At 64.8% G+C, this 18,874-nt stretch carries 23 protein-coding genes; 13 read left to right on the forward strand and 10 right to left on the reverse strand.

All coding sequences use genetic code 11. The annotated features are described in order from the left end of the window. Nucleotides 1-85: 85 nt before the first annotated feature. Nucleotides 86-514 carry a COG4315 family predicted lipoprotein gene (locus tag BcanWU425_RS22650; RefSeq protein ID WP_018454539.1) on the forward strand — a complete coding sequence of 143 codons (429 nt, stop codon included), beginning with the start codon at nucleotides 86-88 and terminating at the stop codon, nucleotides 512-514. Between the two features lie 7 nt (nucleotides 515-521). Here BcanWU425_RS22650 and BcanWU425_RS22655 read toward each other — a convergent pair whose 3' ends face one another. Then, nucleotides 522-1,139, reverse strand: coding sequence for a L,D-transpeptidase (locus tag BcanWU425_RS22655; protein ID WP_018454540.1), 618 nt, complete (start codon nucleotides 1,137-1,139; stop codon nucleotides 522-524). Between the two features lie 366 nt (nucleotides 1,140-1,505). Between BcanWU425_RS22655 and BcanWU425_RS22660 the strand changes: the two genes are divergently transcribed. The 4 genes from BcanWU425_RS22660 to BcanWU425_RS22675 all read left to right on the forward strand — a co-directional run bounded on the left by BcanWU425_RS22660 (nucleotide 1,506) and on the right by BcanWU425_RS22675 (nucleotide 3,979). After that, the gene (locus BcanWU425_RS22660) at nucleotides 1,506-2,528 is read left to right on the forward strand and encodes a hypothetical protein (RefSeq protein ID WP_204511043.1); all 1,023 of its coding nucleotides are present in this window, start codon (nucleotides 1,506-1,508) and stop codon (nucleotides 2,526-2,528) included. Between the two features lie 377 nt (nucleotides 2,529-2,905). Then, complete coding sequence (locus tag BcanWU425_RS22665; RefSeq protein WP_007591727.1) at nucleotides 2,906-3,136, forward strand: DUF6894 family protein; 231 nt, start codon at nucleotides 2,906-2,908, stop codon at nucleotides 3,134-3,136. Between the two features lie 92 nt (nucleotides 3,137-3,228). Next, nucleotides 3,229-3,618, forward strand: a complete 390-nt coding sequence (locus BcanWU425_RS22670) for a hypothetical protein (RefSeq protein WP_204511042.1) — start codon at nucleotides 3,229-3,231, stop codon at nucleotides 3,616-3,618. A 109-nt stretch (nucleotides 3,619-3,727) separates the two neighbouring features. Next, a complete protein-coding gene (locus BcanWU425_RS22675; protein ID WP_018454543.1) occupies nucleotides 3,728-3,979 on the forward strand; it encodes a hypothetical protein in 252 nt (83 codons plus the stop codon). Between the two features lie 13 nt (nucleotides 3,980-3,992). Here BcanWU425_RS22675 and BcanWU425_RS22680 read toward each other — a convergent pair whose 3' ends face one another. The 5 genes from BcanWU425_RS22680 to BcanWU425_RS22700 all read right to left on the reverse strand — a co-directional run bounded on the left by BcanWU425_RS22680 (nucleotide 3,993) and on the right by BcanWU425_RS22700 (nucleotide 7,454). Then, entirely contained in the window at nucleotides 3,993-4,178 is a 186-nt protein-coding gene (locus tag BcanWU425_RS22680) for a hypothetical protein (protein ID WP_231188565.1), read from the reverse strand. 174 nt (nucleotides 4,179-4,352) lie between these two features. Beyond that, nucleotides 4,353-4,634 (reverse strand): cell division topological specificity factor MinE, encoded by a 282-nt coding sequence (gene minE, locus BcanWU425_RS22685; protein WP_007591739.1) that lies wholly within the window; start codon nucleotides 4,632-4,634, stop codon nucleotides 4,353-4,355. Then, the gene (gene minD, locus BcanWU425_RS22690; protein ID WP_007591740.1) at nucleotides 4,631-5,446 is read right to left on the reverse strand and encodes a septum site-determining protein MinD; all 816 of its coding nucleotides are present in this window, start codon (nucleotides 5,444-5,446) and stop codon (nucleotides 4,631-4,633) included. The genes minE and minD overlap by 4 nt, the downstream gene beginning before the upstream one ends. 19 nt (nucleotides 5,447-5,465) lie before the next feature. After that, nucleotides 5,466-6,164 (reverse strand): septum site-determining protein MinC, encoded by a 699-nt coding sequence (gene minC / locus BcanWU425_RS22695; RefSeq protein ID WP_026232759.1) that lies wholly within the window; start codon nucleotides 6,162-6,164, stop codon nucleotides 5,466-5,468. A 273-nt stretch (nucleotides 6,165-6,437) separates the two neighbouring features. Further along, nucleotides 6,438-7,454, reverse strand: coding sequence for an ABC transporter substrate-binding protein (locus BcanWU425_RS22700; RefSeq protein ID WP_018454546.1), 1,017 nt, complete (start codon nucleotides 7,452-7,454; stop codon nucleotides 6,438-6,440). 100 nt (nucleotides 7,455-7,554) lie between these two features. Here BcanWU425_RS22700 and BcanWU425_RS22705 point away from each other — a divergent pair, with 100 nt between their 5' ends. From BcanWU425_RS22705 to BcanWU425_RS22730, 6 genes are all read left to right on the forward strand, one after another. Further along, the gene (locus BcanWU425_RS22705; RefSeq protein WP_018454547.1) at nucleotides 7,555-8,202 is read left to right on the forward strand and encodes a TetR/AcrR family transcriptional regulator; all 648 of its coding nucleotides are present in this window, start codon (nucleotides 7,555-7,557) and stop codon (nucleotides 8,200-8,202) included. Between the two features lie 84 nt (nucleotides 8,203-8,286). Beyond that, the gene (locus BcanWU425_RS22710) at nucleotides 8,287-9,057 is read left to right on the forward strand and encodes an ABC transporter permease (RefSeq protein ID WP_026232760.1); all 771 of its coding nucleotides are present in this window, start codon (nucleotides 8,287-8,289) and stop codon (nucleotides 9,055-9,057) included. 18 nt (nucleotides 9,058-9,075) lie between these two features. Beyond that, nucleotides 9,076-10,113 (forward strand): NAD-dependent epimerase/dehydratase family protein, encoded by a 1,038-nt coding sequence (locus BcanWU425_RS22715; RefSeq protein WP_018454549.1) that lies wholly within the window; start codon nucleotides 9,076-9,078, stop codon nucleotides 10,111-10,113. Then, nucleotides 10,100-10,921: a GNAT family N-acetyltransferase gene (locus BcanWU425_RS22720; RefSeq protein ID WP_018454550.1), complete on the forward strand. Its 822-nt coding sequence runs from the start codon at nucleotides 10,100-10,102 to the stop codon at nucleotides 10,919-10,921. Before BcanWU425_RS22715 ends, BcanWU425_RS22720 begins: the two co-directional genes overlap by 14 nt. Nucleotides 10,922-10,927: 6 nt before the next feature. Next, on the forward strand, nucleotides 10,928-11,983 hold the full coding sequence (locus BcanWU425_RS22725) for a dihydrodipicolinate synthase family protein (protein WP_018454551.1): 1,056 nt from the start codon (nucleotides 10,928-10,930) through the stop codon (nucleotides 11,981-11,983). Beyond that, nucleotides 11,971-12,753, forward strand: coding sequence for an ABC transporter ATP-binding protein (locus tag BcanWU425_RS22730; RefSeq protein WP_018454552.1), 783 nt, complete (start codon nucleotides 11,971-11,973; stop codon nucleotides 12,751-12,753). Before BcanWU425_RS22725 ends, BcanWU425_RS22730 begins: the two co-directional genes overlap by 13 nt. 155 nt (nucleotides 12,754-12,908) lie before the next feature. On the opposite strand, the gene BcanWU425_RS22735 is transcribed toward BcanWU425_RS22730, so the two are convergent. The 3 genes from BcanWU425_RS22735 to BcanWU425_RS22745 form a co-directional block, all read right to left on the reverse strand. After that, complete coding sequence (locus BcanWU425_RS22735; RefSeq protein WP_018454553.1) at nucleotides 12,909-14,000, reverse strand: TRAP transporter substrate-binding protein; 1,092 nt, start codon at nucleotides 13,998-14,000, stop codon at nucleotides 12,909-12,911. Between the two features lie 154 nt (nucleotides 14,001-14,154). Beyond that, on the reverse strand, nucleotides 14,155-14,412 hold the full coding sequence (locus BcanWU425_RS22740) for a hypothetical protein (RefSeq protein WP_007609546.1): 258 nt from the start codon (nucleotides 14,410-14,412) through the stop codon (nucleotides 14,155-14,157). A 79-nt stretch (nucleotides 14,413-14,491) separates the two neighbouring features. Further along, nucleotides 14,492-15,442, reverse strand: coding sequence for a DUF2778 domain-containing protein (locus BcanWU425_RS22745; RefSeq protein WP_204511041.1), 951 nt, complete (start codon nucleotides 15,440-15,442; stop codon nucleotides 14,492-14,494). A 212-nt stretch (nucleotides 15,443-15,654) separates the two neighbouring features. On the opposite strand from BcanWU425_RS22745, the gene BcanWU425_RS22750 reads away from it, so the two are divergent. Continuing rightward, the gene (locus BcanWU425_RS22750) at nucleotides 15,655-16,095 is read left to right on the forward strand and encodes a DUF1810 domain-containing protein (RefSeq protein WP_204511040.1); all 441 of its coding nucleotides are present in this window, start codon (nucleotides 15,655-15,657) and stop codon (nucleotides 16,093-16,095) included. 87 nt (nucleotides 16,096-16,182) lie between these two features. After that, complete coding sequence (locus BcanWU425_RS22755) at nucleotides 16,183-18,264, forward strand: methyl-accepting chemotaxis protein (protein WP_204511039.1); 2,082 nt, start codon at nucleotides 16,183-16,185, stop codon at nucleotides 18,262-18,264. A gap of 4 nt (nucleotides 18,265-18,268) precedes the next feature. Here BcanWU425_RS22755 and BcanWU425_RS22760 read toward each other — a convergent pair whose 3' ends face one another. After that, entirely contained in the window at nucleotides 18,269-18,859 is a 591-nt protein-coding gene (locus tag BcanWU425_RS22760) for an NADPH-dependent FMN reductase (protein WP_085353019.1), read from the reverse strand. Nucleotides 18,860-18,874 lie beyond the last annotated feature (15 nt).

Here is an 18,874-nt window from a genome sequence, read left to right on the forward strand (position 1 = left end):
GAAACCAGGAACTAACCTTCGGCTGTTACGGTCGACGGCATTCGGCGTTTAACGCGCGATTAACTTTGCCGGTCTGGAGTTTCGGATGTTCAGGTTCCTCATTGCGGCGGCGGCGATCGCGCTCTCGACCGCTCCGGCGCTCGCGAATGGCCATGGCGGCGGCGATGCCCCTCCGCCGCCGAAGCCCGCGACGTCACCGGCGAAAGTCATCCTGACCAAGCAGGGCCCCACGCTCGTGGACCTCAACGGCATGACGCTCTACTATTACGAGCGCGATACCACCGGCAAGACGTCGAACTGCAACGGCAAATGCGTCGAGAGCTGGGTGCCGCTGCCCGCAACGGCCGATGCCAAAGCGGTCGGCGACTTCACCGTGATCAACCGTAACGACGGCAGCAAGATGTGGGCCTATCGCTATCGTCCGCTCTACACCTCGCCGGCCGACAAGGCGCCGGGCGAGGCCAATGGCAATGCCACGACGCTGCAATGGCGCGTCGCCCGTCCCGAGAACTAGGGCGACCTCACCCGCGCCAGCTGGGCCGCGCCTCGACTTGCGCGTTCTGTCCGGGCGGCAGCACCACGACCATTGAGTTGAGCTTCACCCGGTCATAGAGATCGATCACGTCCTCGTTGCGCATCCGGATGCATCCGGACGAGATCGCCTGCCCGATATATTCCGGCTGGTTGGTGCCGTGGATGCGGTAGAGCGTGTCCTTGTTGCCGGCATAGAGATAGATGCCCCGCGCGCCCAGCGGATTGGCGGGGCCTCCGGGCACCCGCGCCGGATAGGGCCCGAGCCGCGCCTGGATGTCCGCCGTCGGAACCCAATCCGGCCATTCCGCTAGACGACCGACCCGCGCGACTCCGGAGAACGCCATGGCCTCCTCGCCGACCGCGACGCCGTAGCGGATCGCCTTGCCTTCGGGCAGCACGAAATAGAGATAGCGCGCATCGGTATCGACCAGGATCGTGCCCGGCTGCTCCTTGCGCGGATAATCGACGATATGACGGAGATATTGCTCGGGCACGTTTGCTTGCGCGTAAGGCGTATGCGCCAGCAACTGCCGGTCGCGGGTCGTCATGCTCGCGTCCGTCGATGGCGAAAGCGTCGTCTGCATGCAGCCGCCCAACGGAAGCATGGCAAGGACGAGTAGAACGAATAAGGATCTTGGCACCGCCGGCCCCAATAGCGATAGCAGCGCCCCCAGCAACACCAGATGCTGCCAAAATCGTGCTGAAAACAAGGCATTGTGGAACAATTACGCGTGTTGTCTGAGGCGGGTTCCATCACCACAAACGGCGCAAGAGCGTCGCACAGTCTCCATCCCCTCGCCTTGCTTTGGTCAAACCCGGCTGGACTCGTGGGTCATGGTGCTTGGGCCTCATCGGATTTGGGGATTTGGATGGGCCCACCTCAACGGATCTGCTCGCGCCAATGCGAACGACCGATACCTCAATACTCAACACCTGGGGCTTCAAAACACCCAGGCTTCAAAGGAGCTGCGATGCTCGCGACGCTGAACTCTCGGCAAATCGTCGATGAGATCGTGAAGGACACGGTCACGAACAACGACCCGCACGACGCGGTGCAGATTTCGCCTGACATTTTGCTGGCCTCGCGCCCTCTCAGCGTTGCGCCCGCGCTCGCGCCTGAGATCACGGCCCGTCCCGAACCCAAAATAGATCCGGCGTTCACGCTGAAGTCCAGAATGAATCCGGAGCCGAAGTTCAGTCCCGTCGCGGAGCCGCAGACGGCAGCGCCCTCGGTCGACACCGCCGTGCGCGTTGCGGCCGGTGATGGTCTCAGCCGGCAGAAGCGCTCCTCCGCTGGCAAATGGCTGCGCGGCGCGTTCGTCACGATGCTGTTTGCGGGCGGAAGCGCGGCCGCTACTGTCGCCTGGGAGAAACATGGCGACACCGCAAGACAGATGCTCGCCGAATGGACCCCGGCATTGGCGTCGCTGCTGCCTTCGACCTCGCAGACCGCACCGCTCGCCGCCGCACAGGCTGCGCCGCCTGCGGACCAGGCCGCAACGGATCAAGCCACAACGGATCAAGCGGCCGATCAATCTGCGGCTCCGCCTGCAACCCAGCTTGCAGCAGCAGTGCTCCCGGCAACACAACCCGATCCTGTACAATCGGTGCAGTCGATGACGCGCGATCTCACCGCGATGGCGCAACAGATCGAGCAGCTCAAGACCAACATCGCCGAGTTGAAGGCCGGGCAGGAGCAGATGGCACGCGAGATGGCGAAGCCGCCCGCGCCGAAGCCGGTGGCCGATGCGAAGCCGCGCGTCGATCCGCGCGCGCAAATGTCCGCGCTACCGCCGCGGCCCGCGGCGCCGCCGGTTCGCAAACCGAAGCCGGTCGTGTCGCACACCTACATGCCGGCTTATTCGCCGGCGCCGCTCGCTCCGCCGCCGCCGGCCTCGCAGGCTGCCGCAGCCCCACCGCCCGCTGCCATGACGACGCAAGCCGTTGCCGACGACGATGGACCTGTCGTGCGCCCGCCTATGCCGCTGCGCTGAACGATCGTCACGCGACGACACGAAGCGTCGCGCCAGCGATGCTGCCCGAGTCGATGTGATGCGTTGAATCCGGATGACTACGGGAAGCGAGCTTCGATCGTTTTCCATCAAGAGAAAAGGCCGTCGGGATCTATGCCGGCGGCCTTCTCTTGCAGCTGCCGGTTCCCGGAGCCCGGTTCTGCTGCAATTCCATGCCTCATGATCACGCCGACATATTTAATAAAATCTTAACACGCTTGAATGCTGCACATCATTTCTGCGCCATAAGCATAGAGATTGCGCGCGCCGTTCATTCGATAAACATCGACTCAGTGGTACCATCGGTCATGTGTTGAAACGTCCACCCGAAGCTCAATTCGTCACACCGGGGAATTCGGATGCCCTACTATTCCTTCGATCTCGTGGTTGGTGAAGAGTTCAAGAACCAGGGCGGTATCATCCTCGAAGACATCGAGGTCGCCTCCGATCGCGCCGTTCAACTGGCTACCGAGCTGTCGCAGGTGAAGCCCGAGCTGCAAAGCAAGGGTTGCGCTGTGCGCGTCACCGACCGCGATCACAAAGAGGTCTATCGCACGCCGCTGGATCCGGTGCCGGCCTGGCGGCGCTAGCTCGCCGGCCGGCTTCGCGGGCGCACGCCATCCCCATTGCGGAGCGGCGCGGCAGCCGCTAGCCTTCCCGAAAATTCGGGGAGGTACCAAGGATGCGCGCTGGTTTTCTGATGACGGCCCTGTTGCTGCTGGCCGCGCCGGCCCAAGCGGCCGACCATCCACGTTCGACCTATGTCACGTTGGTCTTGCAGGCCTTCGCCGCCAAGGTCGAATGTCCGGGCACCGATATCGTCTACCAGGATCTGGTGCAGAAGGCGGAGCAGATGCAGCTGCCCGAAGGAACCACCGAGAAGGTCCGCAAGGCGATCGCCTGGATGCACACGGGCGGCAAGATGGGTGAGAAGCAGGACGACGATCTGATGGCCGAGGTCGCGGTGGCCACCCAGGCGACCGACCTCAACCAACGCCGCCTCGGCATGCCCGGCTGGTGCGAGGCCCAGAAGACCAACCTCGCCGGCCTGATCCGCAGCAAGGGCGGCTAGCGTGATCGTGCGGCGTTAAGCACACCGCGCCGGAATTTTTGGTTCGGCCAATAATCGTCACATTTCTCGCCAGCATGCGGCTCTTTTCGAACTCGAACAGGGGAGCCCCATGCGGATCAACCATGTCCTTCTCGCGGTCGCGTTTGCCGTCGCACCGATGCTGACTGCGCCCGTGCTGGCGAAGAATTCCAATGCCCAGAAGGGCGAGGACAAATCGACCTCGTCTTCGTCGTGTAGCGCTTATCAGCAGGCGCCGGATGGCTCGTGGGAGCCGCTCCCCTGCAAGGAGACGGGCGAGCGCTCCCAGCCGCAGACACAGAATCGCACTTCGCCGCAGGGCGCTGACCGCGGGGAGCGTTGAACGCGGGGGAGTGTCAGTTCTGGTGCGGACCGCGGATGATCTTCATCGCGTCCGCGATGTGACGCCACTCTTTGGCCTCGTCGGCCTCGCCGCGGCCCTCACAAGCCCTGGCCTGTTCGGCGGCCTTCGCGATCGCAGCAAAACCATGCTGTTCCAGCATCTGGCGCGCGACGGTGTGGACCTGGACCTCGGTCATCATGGGCGTTCTCCCGTTTGACGAAACCGCGGTGCATCGCGCCGCCGCGGGTTTTTCACAACGATTGAGCCCCGGACCTCGTTCCGTAGCGTTCATGTCGGCGCGCAAAGGCGGCCCGCTATGCCCAGCGGACCGCCTTTTCACCCACCCCAATTTGAAGCGTCGCGGCTGAGGTCCCTAGCCGGCCGCCGCGCGCTTGCGCTCGAAATCGTTGGGCACCTCGATATCGACCTCGAGGGTCGAGACCTCGTCGCCGCGATCGAGCCGGACAATGACCTTGGTCGGGTCCAGCGTGACGTGCCTGGAGACGACCGCGAGAATTTCCTCACGCAGCACACCGAGCAGATCGGGCTGGCCGCGCAGTCCGCGTTCATGGGCAAGCAGGATCTGCAACCGTTCGCGCGCGACGGGTGCAGAGGCCTTGTTGCCGCGGAGAAGCCGAAGCAGACCCATGCTCATGCGGCCCTCCGTCGCAGCAGGCGGTCCATGAAGCCTTTGCGCTCGGTCGGCACCTGCATCGGCACGGTGTCGCCGCACAGCCGCCGCGCCGCATCGATATAGGCCCGCGCCGGGGCGCCTTCCGCGTTCGACAGCGTCACGGGCGTGCCGACGTTGGAGGCGCGCAGCACGTCCTGGCTCTCGGGGATGATGCCGAGCAAAGGTGTTGCAAGAATTTCGAGGATGTCCTCGATGGTCAGCATCTCGCCGCGCGCGGCGCGCGAGGGATCATAGCGGGTGATGAGAATGTGCTTCTCGACCCGCTCGCCCTTCTCGGCCCGCACCGTCTTGGAATCGAGCATGCCGATGATGCGATCGGAATCGCGCACCGAGGAGACTTCGGGATTGGTGACGATCACGGCTTCGTCGGCAAAGCGCATCGCCATGGAGGCGCCGCGCTCGATGCCGGCCGGACTGTCGCAGATCACCCAGTCGAAACGGCTGCGCAGATCGTCGATGACCTTGCCCACGCCCTCTTCGGTCAGCGCGTCCTTGTCGCGGGTTTGCGAGGCCGGCAGCAGCCAGAGGTTCTCCAGCCGCTTGTCCTTGATCAGGGCCTGCGGCAGCTTTGCGACGCCCTGCACCACGTTGATGAGGTCGAACACGACGCGGCGTTCGGCGCCCATCACGAGGTCGAGGTTGCGCAAGCCGACGTCGAAATCGACGACGACGACTTTTTCGCCGCGCTGCGCGAGCGCAGCCCCCAGTGCGGCGGTCGTCGTGGTCTTTCCGACGCCCCCCTTGCCTGACGTCACGACCAGTACCTTGGCCATCTCTCAAATCTCCTTCTGGTCAGTTCAGCGCAGTAATTCGCATGGTGTTGCCCTGCAGCCAGGCCTGGGCCGGCTTGCCGCGCAGGGCCGCGTCGATATCGTCGGCGGTCTGGTAAAAACCATCGATTGCAAGCAGTTCGGCCTCGATCTTCTGACAATAGATGCGCGCGCTCGTGTGACCGTTCACGCCCGCCATGGCGCGACCGCGTAGCGCGCCGTAAATGTGAATGGAGCCGCCGGCAACGACCTCGGCGCCGGAGCCGACAGAGCCCAAAATGGTGACGTCACCCTCGGGGAAGATCACGGTCTGGCCCGACCGCACGGGGCTTTCGAGCAGCAGCGAGGTCGGCTTGGTCTCGACCTTTGCCTCGACCTTCTTGGGCGCACTCGGCTCGACCACGCAGCTGCGCCCGCCCGAAAGCAGCGGCGGCATCATGGGGTTCAACCGGCCCTCCTCCACGCCCTCGATCCCGAGCACGCGGATGTTGCGGTCCTGAAGGCTGGTGAGCAGATGGCCGATGCCGGACTGGCTGAGATCGACCGAGGACAGGTCGATCACCACGGGGCGGCCGGCGAAGAAGCCCGGCGAGCGCGCGATGGTGGTGTCGATCTCCTGCAGCCAGTCCTGGATGGGAACCGTCGGCACGAAGACGAAGGCCACATAGGAGCGCCCGCGCAGGCGAACCATTTGGCGTTGAGGTTTTACTGCAGCCTCCATAGCGGCCGACTCGTCCCCTGTTATTGAATGGTTAACGATGCCGCCGATATGGTTAATGGCCGGTTAATTTCTCCGTGGGGTTACGTGGCATGGAAGCGCACCAAGGGCGTTGAGCAGGCGCTCTCGCCCCGCACAACGGTCATCGCCCGCGAAGGCGGGCGATCCAGTACTCCGAGACGGTTGCGGGTCAGCCGAAAGGCTGCGGCGTACTGGATGCCCCGGTCAAGCCGGGGCATGACAGCGGAATGTGGGGCCGGCGCGGCGACCAGCCCCCTACTTCTTCACCTTGCTCGCATCCATCTTGATGGCGGGGTCCAGCATCTTGGTCGTGAACGCCGTCGTGACGTCGAACGGCTTCTCCATGCCGAGATAGGTCTGGACCAGATCGTAGTCCTTCTTCATCCGCTCGCCGTCGATCCAGCCGAGTGCCTTCGTCGTCGTGAATTCGTCCGTCATCAGGGACTTGATGCGCTCCCACTGGCGCTCCTGGTTCTCCTTGTCGAGACCGGAGACCTGATCGAGCAGCGCCTTCAGGCAGGGCGCGGCGTCGGCGACGCAGGTCGCGAAGGCCTTTTGCGTGACCCGCACGAACGCCTCGACCAGCTTCGGGTTCTTCTGCAGATAGCCGCCGTTGACGATCAGCGAATTGCCGTAAGGGTTGAGCCCGATGTCCTTCCAATTGACGTAGCCGAGATCGCTTCCGAACTCGATCACCTTCAAATCGTGCTCGTTGTAGAAGTCGCTGATGATGTCGACCGTATGGCTCTTGAGCGCGGCGATCTTCGCCGTCGGCCCGACATTGACGAAGCCGACGGAGTCGGGCGCAAGCCCTGCAGCCTTGGCGAAGGCCGGCCACATCACACGCGAGGCGTCCCCGGGCGGATTGCCGATCTTGTGGCCGGCAAAATCCTTCACCCCGTTCACGCCGTAGCTCTTCAACCAGTAGAAGGTCTGGCCGGTGTTGGCGTAGACGCTCATCACGGCAACAGCGTCAGCCCCCTTGCTCTTCGCCACCAGCATGGTGGCGAGATCGGCGACGCCGAAGGGCGAGCCGCCGGAGCCGACCTTGGCGGCGGAGACGCCGGAGCCCTTGCCGACCTCGATGGTCAGATCGATGCCCGCTTTCTCGTACCAGCCTTGCGCCTTGGCGTAATAATAGGGCGAGTGATCGGCCGTCGGCGCCCAGTTCAGAATCAGATTGACCGCCTCGCCCGCGTTCGCGGGCACGACTGGTGATCCGAGCATCAGGGCCACCGCCAGGGCCGAGCCCGCCGCCTGCAAACGCTTCATCGCATCTCTCCTCGTTGCCCGCGACCGGCTTGTCGCTCTCCCCCCGTGAGGATACCAATGCAACAAGGCCGCCCTCAACTTGTCAACTGTTTGGTTGGAAATGCCCGCAAAACGTTCAGGCGACACCGTGCCGCAGCGGCGCGACCCGGTCGCCACACGCAAGAAGCTGCTCACCGCGGCGCGCGAGGAGTTCGCCCGGCACGGCTTTGCCGGCGCCCGCGTCGACGAGATCGCAGAGCGCGCCGGTGTCAACAAGCAGCTCGTCTACCACTATTTCGGCGACAAGGACGCGCTCTATCTCGCCGTGCTCGAATGGGTTTACGCCGATATCCGCGAGCAGGAACGTCAGCTCAATCTCGAAGGCCTGCCGCCGGGAAAGGCGATCCGGAAACTGATCGAGGCCTCGTTCGATTACCTCGCGACGAACCCCGATTTCATCGTGCTTCTGAACGACGAGAACCGCGGCGGTGCCCGCCACGTCCGCGGCTCGACGCGGCTGGAGGCGATGCATTCGCCGCTGGTGAAGAGCGTGTCCCACATCCTTCACGAAGGCGTCCGCGCCGGCATGTTCCGCAAGGGGATCGACCCGATCCAGCTCTATATCTCCATCGCGGGCCTCAGCTATTTCTATCTCTCCAACACGCCGACGCTGTCGGCGATCTTCGGCAAGGACCTGTCGAGCCGGGCCGCGCGCCGCGCCCGCCGCCGGCACGTCGCCGATCTCGTGCTGCATTCGCTCCGGCCATAATCAACCAACTGGTTGAAACTTCCCTCCGGGACGGCTAGGCTTGCGACCAGCGGCAAGGTGGCCGCTGACAGCAGGGGGTAACCGGTGACAGGAGACGGCGCCCGCAATACGCGCAGCTTTGCGATCGTCCTAATCGTGCACTTCGCCGTGCTGGTGCTCTGGCAGGTGCTGGTCGATGCCTTCCACGTCCCGAAGTTCATCCTGCCCTCGCCGCTCGCGACAATCCAGACGCTGGGAACCGCGAGCTACGCCTGGGGCGCCAACACGCTGGTGACGGCGATCGAGATCCTCGGCGGCTTTGCGCTCGGCGCCTTCGTCGGCGTGACGCTGGCCGTCATCTTCAGCTGGGCGCCGCTGATCAGCCTCGTGCTGCTGCCGCTGTTCGTGACGCTGAACATGATCCCGAAGGTCGCGCTTGGTCCGCTCCTCATCGTCTGGTTCTCCTACGGCATCGTGCCGAACATCCTGATCGCCTTCAGCATCTGCTTCTTCCCGATCCTGCTCACCACCGCGCGGGGCTTGCGCGAGGTCGAGCCGGATCTGCTCGACCTCGTCAAATCGCTGCGCGGCTCGCGCTGGACGCTGTTCCGCAAGATCCAGCTGCCGGGATCGCTGCCTTACATCTTCTCCGGAATGAAGGTCGGCGCCATCCTCGCGGTCGCCGGCGCCATAGTCGGCGAGTTCATCGCCTCCGAGCGCGGGCTCGGCTACCTCATGATCCAGGTGCAGTCGTCGCTCGACACGCCCGCGATGGTGATGGCCGTCGTGCTGCTCACCCTGCTCGGCGTCGCGCTTTACGGCTTCGTGCTCGTCCTCGAACGCATCTTCGTCGTCGGCGACGCAAGACAAACTTGAAGATCAAGGACCAAAACCATGCTCCTCACCCGCCACAACCTGCCGAAGACCATCCCTGATATCGCTGCGCTCGACGATCTCCTGTGCCGGCCGACCCAGGCATTGATCGACGACCTCGCCCGGGTCGACGGCGACATCATGATCCTCGGCGTCGCCGGCAAGATGGGGCCGACGCTTGCGGGGCTTGCCAAGGCCGCAGCGCCCGATCGCCGTGTCATCGGCGTCGCCCGCTTCAGCGACGCCGGCGTCAAGGACTGGCTGCACGCGCGTGGCGTCGAGACTATCAATTGCGACCTAATGGACGAGACCGCGATTCAGGCGCTGCCGAAGGCGCCCAACATTGTCTTCATGGCCGGCCGCAAATTCGGCGCTGAGGGCGATCTCTCGCTGACCTGGGCGATGAATGCGCACGTGCCGGCACTGATCGCGCAGGCCTTCCCCTCGTCGCGGATCGTGGCGTTCTCGACCGGCTGCATCTATCCGTTCGTCCCCGTCGACGGCAAAGGATCGGGCGAGGACATGGCGCCGAACCCGCCCGGCGAGTACGCCCAGTCCTGCGTGGGCCGCGAGCGCATGTTCGAGTATTTTTCGCGCAAGTTCGGAACGCCCGGGCGGCTATTCCGCCTCAACTACGCGATCGACATGCGCTATGGCGTGCTGCACGACATCGCCTTGAAAGTGCTCACGGGCACGCCGATCGACCTCAGCATCGGTCATGTCAATTTCATCTGGCAGGGCGATGCCTCATCGCAGGCGCTGCGCTGCCTCGCGCATTGCACAGCGCCGACCTCGCCGATCAATGTCAGCGGCCACGAGATTTTGGCGGTGCGCGACCTCGCAGCAAGATTCGGCGCCAGGTTCGGCCGTATGCCGGTGCTGACAGGAAACGAAGAGCCGACCGCGTGGCTGACCGACACGTCCAAGGCAGTCGAGCTTTTCGGCCTGCCGGTCGTCGACACCGAGCAGCTGATCGCCTGGACGGCGGATTGGGTGTCGCGCGCCATGCCGAGCCTCGGCAAGCCCACCAAATACGAGGTGCGCGATGGACGCTACTGACGATCCGCGCATCATCCAGCTTGGCGTCGAGGATGCTGCGGCGGGCCTCGCGCTCTCGACAGAGGCGCACTGGAACCAGAATGAAGACGACTGGCGGTTTTTCTTGAGCGACGGCGTCGCGTTCGGCATCCGTGATGGCGCGCAACTGGTCGCGACCGCAGCACTCCTGCCCTACCCCGGCGACAACGCCTGGATCAGCATGGTGCTGGTGACGGCAAGCCATCGCCGACGCGGTCTCGCCACGCGGCTCGTCGACGCCTGCCTGGCGATGGCGCGCGAACGCGGCCTGACGAGCTGGCTCGACGCAACCCCGGACGGTGCTGCCGTCTATGGGCCGCTCGGGTTCACGCCGACCCTGCAATTGCGCCGGCTCAAGCTGGTGAAATCGGCATCCGCGTCCGGGCAGGCACCTTCGTCCGCGACGCTCGACGCGCTCCGCGCGCGCGACCGGCGCGCCACGGGCCTCGATCGAACCGCCCTGCTCTCCAACTTCGCGCAGCGTTCCGGCTCGCGCATCGTCGCCGCGAACGGCGCCATCGCGCTGGTTCGCGACGGACGTACCGCGCGCCATATCGGCCCGCTGCTTGCCGACGACGCGGCAGCCGCGCTGACCCTGGTCGATGCCATCGCGCGATCGGAGACCGGACCGCTGCTGCTCGATGCCGTCGCGTCGCAAGCCGCGTTCCCTGAAGGATTGACCGCATCCGGCTGGATCATCGAGCGCCCGTTCCAGCGCATGCGGTTCGGCCCCGCTAAGACCGCGGGTGAAGACATGCCATTCGCCGTCGCCGGCCCTGAATTCGGATAGGACATCATGCACCACAGCCAGATCAACAGCGAGATCCGCAAGCTGATCGCCGACGGCACCGTGCTGCCGGCGCATCCCCTCGCGCTCACCGCCGAACGCCAGCTCGACAAAAAGCATCAGCGCGCGCTGACGCGCTATTACATCGAAGCCGGCTCCGGCGGCCTTGCGGTCGGCGTGCACACCACGCAGTTCGCGATCCGTGACGTCGGCCTCTATCGTCCCGTGCTGGAGCTCGCCGCCGAGACGGCGGCGAACTGGACCAAGCGTCCGCTGGCGCTGGTCGCGGGCATCGCCGGTCCGACTAGGCAGGCCACCGCTGAAGCCCGCACCGCGCGCGACATCGGCTATCACGCAGGGCTCCTCAGTCTCGCTGCGATGAAGAGGGCGTCGGAGGACGAGATCATCGCGCATTGCGCAGCGGTCGCAGCCGAAATTCCGCTGGTCGGCTTCTATCTTCAGCCGGCGGTCGGCGGCGTGGTCCTGTCGAGCCGGTTCTGGCAGCGCTTTGCCTCGATCGACAATGTCATCGCGATCAAGATCGCGCCGTTCAACCGCTACCGGACCCTTGATGTTTTGCGCGGCGTCGCAGCAGCCGGCGCGCTCGACCGCGTTGCGCTCTATACCGGCAATGATGACCACATCCTGCTCGATTTGATGCTGCCGTTCGACCTCCGCGACAACGGCGTCACCACGCGCACTTATTTCAAAGGCGGCCTGCTCGGCCACTGGTCGGTGTGGACGGCGAGCGCGATCAAACAGTTCGAGCGCTGCAAAGCGGCACGGCACAAGGACAGCGTGCCGGCCGATTTGCTCGCGCTCGATGCCCGCGTCACCGATTGCAACAGCGCCTTCTTCGACGTCGCCAACGATTTTCACGGCTGCATCGCCGGCTGCCATGAGGTGCTGCGACGGCAGGGCCTGATGCAGGGCCTGTGGTGCCTCGATCCGAACGAGGGCCTGAGCCCCGGCCAGAAGGACGAGATCGAGCGCGTGTACCGCGAGCATTCCGACCTCAGCGACGACGCGTTCGTGGCCGCAAACTTGGATAAATGGCTGGCATGAGCTCAAGCCCCTTCATCAGCCTGCACGGCGTCCGCAAGGTCTATCGCAGCGGCGGCGCCGAATTCCTCGCGGTGTCCGACGTCACCATGGACGTGCAGGAGGGTGAGCTGGTCTCGCTGGTCGGCCCGTCCGGCTGCGGCAAGACCACCGTGATGAAGATTTTGGCCGGCTTGCACGACGCCGACGGCGGCACGGTGAAGATCGGCAACGCCAAAAGCCCGTTCGATCCGACCCGCGACATTGGCATGGTGTTCCAGCAGGCGTTGCTGCTGAAATGGCGGACCATCCTGGACAACGTGCTGCTGCCGGCAGAGATCGTCGGTCTTCCGATGAAGGCCGCGCGCGAGCGGGCGCGCGATCTGCTCAATCTGGTGGGTCTTGCCGGGTACGAGCAGAAATATCCGCGCGAGCTGTCCGGCGGCATGCAGCAGCGCACCGCCATCGCGCGCGCCTTCATTCACGACCCGAAACTGATCCTGATGGACGAGCCGTTCGGCGCGCTCGACGCCTTGACGCGCGAGCAGATGAATCTGGAGATGCTGCGGATCTGGCGCGAGAGCGGCAAGACCATCATCTTCATCACGCACTCGATCCAGGAGGCCGTGTTCCTGTCCTCGCACTGCGCCGTGCTGACGGCCGGACCTGCGAAGATGGCCGATTATTTCCCCATCGACCTGCCCTTCCCACGGGCTCTGCCGCTGAAAACGACGGACGCGTTCGGCGCCTATGCGCGGCGGATTTACGAGAAGCTGGGTTTGGGCGCGGCTTAATTCACCGCACGATAGATGCTGTAGGGTGGGCAAAGCGACTTGTCCGCCGTAGCTCGAAGAGCGAAGGAGGAAGCGTGCCCACCATGGCGAGGCAAGCAAGCAGTGGTGGGCACGGCGCAAGTGCGCCTTTGCCCACCCTACGGGAGTTTGCGCGATCAAGCCTTGTTGCGCATCTTGCCGAGCAGATAATTGTCGTAAAAATTCTCCGCGATCTGCGTGTAGAACAGCAGCTCCTTCATATAGGCGTCGTGGCTTTCCTTGGTGCGCTTGAACAGGTCGCTCTTGATGGCGAGCTCGTTCAGATGGTCCTGGGTCGCGGTGTAGCAGGCCTCCAGCACCGGCTGCGGAAACGCCTTCAGCTCCGCGCCGTTGGCGATCAGCCGCTTCAGCGCCGCCGGATTCACGCTGTCGTATTTCTCGAGCATCCAGGCGCCCGCGGCCGACGCGGCCTGGTTGACGATCGCCTGGTACTGCTTCGGCAGCGACGCCCACTTCTCGTCGTTGACGATCATGTGCAGCATGGCGCCGCCTTCCCACCAGCCGGGGAAGTAGTAATATTTGGCGACCTTCTGGAAGCCGAGCTTCTCGTCGTCATAGGGGCCGACGAATTCGACTGCGTCGATCGTGCCCTTCTCCAGCGCCGGATAGATGTCGCCGCCCGCGATCTGCTGCGGGACCACGCCGAGCCGCGCCAGCACATGACCACCCATCCCGGCGATGCGGAATTTCAGGCCCTTGAGATCGTCGACGGTCTTGATCTCCTTGCGGAACCAGCCGCCCATCTGGGTGCCGGAATTGCCGCAGAGGATGGCATGCGCCTTGAACGGCTTCAGCGCCTCATTGGTGAGGTCGGCGCCGCCGCCGAAATGCCACCAGGATTCCTGATGGCGATGGTTCATGCCGAACGGCGCGCCGGTGGCATAGGCCAGCGCCGGCTCCTTGCCGATGTAGAAATAGAGCGGGGTCTGCGCCATGTCGACAGAAGCGGTGCTGACCGCATCGAGCGCCTGCAGGCCGGGAACGAGCTCGCCGGCCGCGAAGGTCTGGATCTGGAATTTGTTGTCGGTGGCCTCGGCAACATATTTCGCAAAAGTCTGAGCGGTGCCGTAGATAGTGTCCAGCGACTTCGGGAAGCTCGAGGTCAGGCGCCATTTGATCTCGGGCGCGCTTTGCGCGATCGCAGGTGCGGCAACCAGCGTCGTCGCGCCGGCAACCGCGCCGCCCTTGAGGAATGTACGGCGTTTCATGATGGTCTCTCCCTGAACTATGTTTCAACGTATCGGCTTGAGCGCGATCTTCGCAGACCATGGCCTGTTGCTATAGCGGAGTTCAACTAGTGAGCGGTAGCCCGGATGGAGCGCGGCGCAATCCGGGAATCTTCCCAAATTTCCCGTGTCGCTCTCAGAGCAGCTTGGCGCTCACAAACAGCGCGCGCACGGCGTTGGTCGCCTGCACCACGAGCATGGCGTTCTCGGCGGCGCCTTCGAGCGCCGCGACCGCGTCTTCATGCAGCGAGCGGAATTCCATCCACTCGACCGATTTGAAATTGGTGAGGAATTGATAGGCCTGGCCTACGGTCGCGATCGCCAGCGTGTCGCCGTTCAGCTTGATCTTGAACGTCGTGCGCAGCGGGGTCTCGGAACTTTGCGGATCACTCATGGGCTGCTTCTGGACGATGACGGCTTAACGAAAGGAAAACGGCAGCCCCGCCGTAGCAGGCCAATATCCGGAGCAGATATCAGGACTCGGTGCTCGCGCGCTGCGAGGCGGTCGCCGATGGGGTCAGCCTCGGCACCACGACCAGACGGTTGAACTCACCGTTGTCGTAGGCTTTCATGAATCGATCATAGTCCTTGATCGAAACGCAGCCGTTGGAGTCGCCACGAGGCCCGAGCATGTAATTGTGGGTGAGCAGGCCGACGCGGCCGAGCGCGCTGGTGCCCTCGGTGGGCGTCAAGCGCAGTGCGCGGACGCCGTGAAACAGTTTTTCGCGCGGCTTCAGGTCGTAGGTCGCAGGCGGGGTCGCGCCAACCATGCGCTGGTCGACGTGCTCCGGGTCGTCCATCAGCGCGCCCATGCCGGAATGCGCTTCCAGCGCGATGCCGCTCGGCAGGTAAAGCGCCTTGGCCGAGATGTCGTAGACCGCGGTGCGCGAATCGTAGCCAAGCGCGGCGAGATCCGGCGCCTTGCCGAACAGGCCGCTGTCGGGCGTCAGCGAGGCCAGCCTGATCTTGTCGGTGAATTTTTCGAAGAAATTGCGGTTGTCGACACGGGGGTTGGTCTCGGCATAAGCCTGGCTTGAGGCAATCTGGGCGGAGATGTCCGCCTGGGGCGGGCGCGAGCGCGGCATCGGGATGGCGTCAGCACGCTGCGATTGTCTCGTCTCCTCGGACATATGCCGGTCGTCATCGGTCAGGGTCGAGCGCCAGTCGTCGCCCTGGAGCTTCTGGGCGAGCATCGCCTTGGCATCGCGCAATTTGAGCTGGACTGCATTGACCGCGGAGCGCTCCAGCGTTCGCAGGCCGAGCTCGCGGGCGGGCGGACTGCTGGAAGCCGAAGCGAATCGATCATCGAACGAAGGCGCATTGGCCGGCGGCAGTGCGGCGGTGACCAGCGAGGCCGAACCGCCGATATCCGCGACCCAGGCGGCAGCGCCCAGTGCCAGCGCGACGGCGGCCAGAGACAGCAATATCGTCTCGGCTCGCCCAATACGGCGGCGCGACAATAGCCCCTCGGCTCGTGCCCGGTCGGAAACCATCAGATCCCCAAAATCGACCCCCGAGGGGACCCACCCCCACCCGGAGATTCTCTACCAGCTACCACATTGGGAGCCAAAAGTTAGGCATAATCGCGGCCGGCAAGGGCCCCGGCAAGCCATTCCAGGGTATCCCGAGGTATCTTATGACCGATCCGTTCGATCTAGAGCGCTTTGTCCGGGCCCAGGACCCGGTCTATGGCGACGTCCAGGGGGAGCTGACCCGGGGCCGAAAGCAGAGCCACTGGATGTGGTTCGTCTTCCCGCAGGTCGCCGGTCTCGGCTTCAGCGCCATGTCCCAGCGCTACGCCATCACCTCCCGCGCCGAGGCCCAGGCCTACCTCGCCCACCCCATCCTCGGTCCGCGCCTGATCGAATGCACGCGGCTCGTGCTCGCCGTCGAGGGCCGGACCATCAACGCCATCCTCGGCGCGCCCGATGATGCCAAATTCCGCTCGTCGATGACGCTGTTCGACGCGGTGTCCGACGAGCCCGTTTTCGACGAGGCGCTCGCCCGGTATTTTTCGGGCAAGCGCGATCAGGCAACGCTCGATATCCTCGCGGCCCTTGAGCGACAGCCCAAGTGACCGCAGCCACCAGCGTAAACCCGGGATTAACATCGCCTGCCTATTGTCCGTGCAAATAATTTCCCGCGCCAGTTGCCGGACAGAATCATGAAAATCGGTACGCTCCTGACCACCGCCATCGTCTCGCTCTCGACAGTGGGCGGCGGCCTCGCCGTCTACGTCGCCGTGACGAAATACCAGACGATGGAACGGATCACCGAAGCGCAGGGGCGGCTGGCGATCGTCCGCGCCGTCAGCGACATCCCGCGCTACCTCAATCCCGAGCGCGGCTTTTCCACCAACATCCTCTACGGCCCTCCCGCGGTCGACCCGGCGCTGCTTGCCGAGCAGGACAAGCTGCGCAAGCAGACCGATGCCGCCCGCGAAAGGATGAACGCGCTGCGCAAGGACCTGCCCGGCCCGTTCGATGACGGCAACACCACCGGCGGCAACATCGACGCCATCAATTCGAAGTTCACGGCGCTGCGCGAAGCCATCGACAAGGCGATGGCAGGCCCGCCGGAGGCGCGCAAGGATGCCGCCAAGAAGATCGTCGCCGACAACGCCGTGCTCAACGCCGGCGTGACCGCGCTGCTCAACGAGCAGGTTCGCCGCATGGCGATCCTCAACGGCGATGCCTACCGGCAGGCAAGCTACGCCAACATCGCGATGACATTGCGCGACGTGGGCGGCTTCAACTCCAGCCTGCACAAGAATCTCGTCGGCGGCAAGAAACCGGCGACCGATGCCGAGAAGGCCGAGATCAGCCGCTCGCAGGGCCGCAACGATCAGATCGTGATGTCGCTGCTGGAGTTGCGCGGCAATCCCGCAACGCCGGCGAACGTCGCCGCCGCGCTGGAGAAATTCAACGCGATCTACATCGAAGAGTTCGGCCGCGAGCTCAAGCTGGTGAAGGAGGGTGCGGTCAGCGGCAAGTACGAACACGACATGGACACCTATTACACCGCCACGCAGCGCGGCCTCAGCACCATTATCGAGGTCCGCGACGCCTTCTACGACAACGCCGAGCAGATTCTCGCCGGTGCCTCCACTGCGGCCCACACCAGCTTCACCATCGCACTCGCGGGCCTCCTCGCCGTGCTGATCGCCAGCGCCGGCCTCATCGTCACGGTCCGCCGCCGCGTCTGCGCCCCGATCGTCAACCTGACGACGCGGATGTCGCGGCTTGCCGAAGGCGAGGTCACGGAAGAGATTCCCGGCGCCGAGCGTTCCGACGAAATCGGTGCCATGGCCGCGGCGGTCCGGGTCTTCAAGGACAACATGATCCGGGCCGACAGCCTCGCGGCGGAGAAGCAGGCCGAGAACGACGGCAAGATGCGCCGCGCACAGGCGCTCGACGGGATCACCCGCGCGTTCGAAGCCAAGGTCACCGAGCTCGTCGGCGGCTTGTCCCGCGCTTCAGCCACCATGGAAAGCACGGCGCAGTCGATGACCTCGACGGCTGCCCAGACCAACAGCCAGGCCGCCGTCGTCGCCGCCGCCTCACAGCAGACATCGAGCAACGTGCAGACGGTCGCGAGCGCCACCGAGGAGCTGACCTCTTCGATTTCGGAGATCGGCCGTCAAGTGGCCCAGTCCACCGAGATCGCGGCCCGCGCCGTCGACAACGCCCGCCGCACCGGCGACACCGCCCGTGCGCTGGCCGAGGGCGCGCAGAAGATCGGCGACGTCGTCACGCTGATCCAGAGCATCGCCGAGCAGACCAATTTGCTGGCGTTGAACGCGACCATCGAGGCCGCCCGCGCCGGCGACGCCGGCCGCGGCTTCGCGGTAGTTGCTGCCGAGGTGAAATCGCTGGCGGGCCAGACCGCCAAGGCCACCACCGAAATCTCCGAGCAGATTTCGGCGATCCAGGCCGCGAGCGACGAGACCGTCACCGCGATCCGCAACGTCGCCGACGTCATCGGCGAGATCGACCAGATCGGCACCGCGATCGCGGCCGCGATCGAGGAACAGGGCTCGGCGACCAAGGAGATCGCCCGCAGCGTCCAGGAAGCCGCGCGCGGCACCCAGGAGGTCAACACCAACATTTCAGGCGTGCAGCGCGCCGCCGACGACACCGGTACGGCCGCGCGGGAGGTGCTGGGCGCAGCCGAGCAGCTCTCGTCCCAGTCACGCGATCTCGCCGGACAGTTCGACCGCTTCCTCGGTGAGGTCAGGTCGGCGTAAGGGCTTAGTACGGCGGCGCCTTGCGCGCCCGCTGCGCCTTGGCCGCCTCGATCCACCATGCGAGATCGTCGGCGAAGCGCGGGAACGAGCGTTCCAGCGCTTTGCCGCCCTCGCCGATCGGTTCACCCGCTTCCGACAGCGTCTGTGCGATCGGGCCGACGCCGATGGTGCTCGACACCACCACCATGCCCATCTCCGACAACGTGCCATGCCAGGCGGTCGAGGCACGCGCGCCGGACAGGCGGCCGGCCGAGTAGCTCACGATCGCGGCTGGGCGCCAGAACCACTCCTCGAGGAAGTGGTCGGTAAGATTCTTCAGGCCCGGCTGGATGCCCCAATTGTATTCGCCAGTGACGAAGACGAAACCATCGGCGCCGCGGATCTCTCCGGCGAGCTTCTCCAGCGCCTCGGGTGCGGAGCCCTTGGGGTATTCCTTGTACATGCGATCGAGCATCGGCAGGCCGATCGCCTTGGCGTCGATAAACACGACGTCGTCGCCGCGGGCGCGCAGGCGATCGATGACGAAATTCGCCAGGCGTATGCCCATGCGGTCGGAACGGTAGGAACCGTAGAGGACGAGAATGCGATTGCTCATGGGCAGCAGTCTAGC

Source organism: Bradyrhizobium sp. WU425 (assembly GCF_021052305.1).
GTDB lineage: Bacteria > Pseudomonadota > Alphaproteobacteria > Rhizobiales > Xanthobacteraceae > Bradyrhizobium > Bradyrhizobium canariense_D.

Bases quoted from the DNA above. Each gene is read 5' to 3' on its own strand.
- BcanWU425_RS22760 (WP_085353019.1), bottom strand. From the start codon at position 18,859: ATGAGCAATCGCATTCTCGTCCTCTACGGTTCCTACCGTTCCGACCGC.
- BcanWU425_RS22735 (WP_018454553.1), bottom strand. From the start codon at position 14,000: ATGAAACGCCGTACATTCCTCAAGGGCGGCGCGGTTGCCGGCGCGACG.
- BcanWU425_RS22725 (WP_018454551.1), top strand. From the start codon at position 10,928: ATGCACCACAGCCAGATCAACAGCGAGATCCGCAAGCTGATCGCCGAC.
- BcanWU425_RS22730 (WP_018454552.1), top strand. From the start codon at position 11,971: ATGGCTGGCATGAGCTCAAGCCCCTTCATCAGCCTGCACGGCGTCCGC.
- BcanWU425_RS22720 (WP_018454550.1), top strand. From the start codon at position 10,100: ATGGACGCTACTGACGATCCGCGCATCATCCAGCTTGGCGTCGAGGAT.
- BcanWU425_RS22660 (WP_204511043.1), top strand. From the start codon at position 1,506: ATGCTCGCGACGCTGAACTCTCGGCAAATCGTCGATGAGATCGTGAAG.
- BcanWU425_RS22700 (WP_018454546.1), bottom strand. From the start codon at position 7,454: ATGAAGCGTTTGCAGGCGGCGGGCTCGGCCCTGGCGGTGGCCCTGATG.
- BcanWU425_RS22680 (WP_231188565.1), bottom strand. From the start codon at position 4,178: ATGATGACCGAGGTCCAGGTCCACACCGTCGCGCGCCAGATGCTGGAA.
- minE (WP_007591739.1), bottom strand. From the start codon at position 4,634: ATGAGCATGGGTCTGCTTCGGCTTCTCCGCGGCAACAAGGCCTCTGCA.
- BcanWU425_RS22650 (WP_018454539.1), top strand. From the start codon at position 86: ATGTTCAGGTTCCTCATTGCGGCGGCGGCGATCGCGCTCTCGACCGCT.
- BcanWU425_RS22705 (WP_018454547.1), top strand. From the start codon at position 7,555: ATGCCCGCAAAACGTTCAGGCGACACCGTGCCGCAGCGGCGCGACCCG.
- BcanWU425_RS22715 (WP_018454549.1), top strand. From the start codon at position 9,076: ATGCTCCTCACCCGCCACAACCTGCCGAAGACCATCCCTGATATCGCT.
- minC (WP_026232759.1), bottom strand. From the start codon at position 6,164: ATGGAGGCTGCAGTAAAACCTCAACGCCAAATGGTTCGCCTGCGCGGG.
- BcanWU425_RS22750 (WP_204511040.1), top strand. From the start codon at position 15,655: ATGACCGATCCGTTCGATCTAGAGCGCTTTGTCCGGGCCCAGGACCCG.
- BcanWU425_RS22665 (WP_007591727.1), top strand. From the start codon at position 2,906: ATGCCCTACTATTCCTTCGATCTCGTGGTTGGTGAAGAGTTCAAGAAC.
- BcanWU425_RS22675 (WP_018454543.1), top strand. From the start codon at position 3,728: ATGCGGATCAACCATGTCCTTCTCGCGGTCGCGTTTGCCGTCGCACCG.
- BcanWU425_RS22670 (WP_204511042.1), top strand. From the start codon at position 3,229: ATGCGCGCTGGTTTTCTGATGACGGCCCTGTTGCTGCTGGCCGCGCCG.
- BcanWU425_RS22740 (WP_007609546.1), bottom strand. From the start codon at position 14,412: ATGAGTGATCCGCAAAGTTCCGAGACCCCGCTGCGCACGACGTTCAAG.
- minD (WP_007591740.1), bottom strand. From the start codon at position 5,446: ATGGCCAAGGTACTGGTCGTGACGTCAGGCAAGGGGGGCGTCGGAAAG.
- BcanWU425_RS22755 (WP_204511039.1), top strand. From the start codon at position 16,183: ATGAAAATCGGTACGCTCCTGACCACCGCCATCGTCTCGCTCTCGACA.
- BcanWU425_RS22655 (WP_018454540.1), bottom strand. From the start codon at position 1,139: ATGCTTCCGTTGGGCGGCTGCATGCAGACGACGCTTTCGCCATCGACG.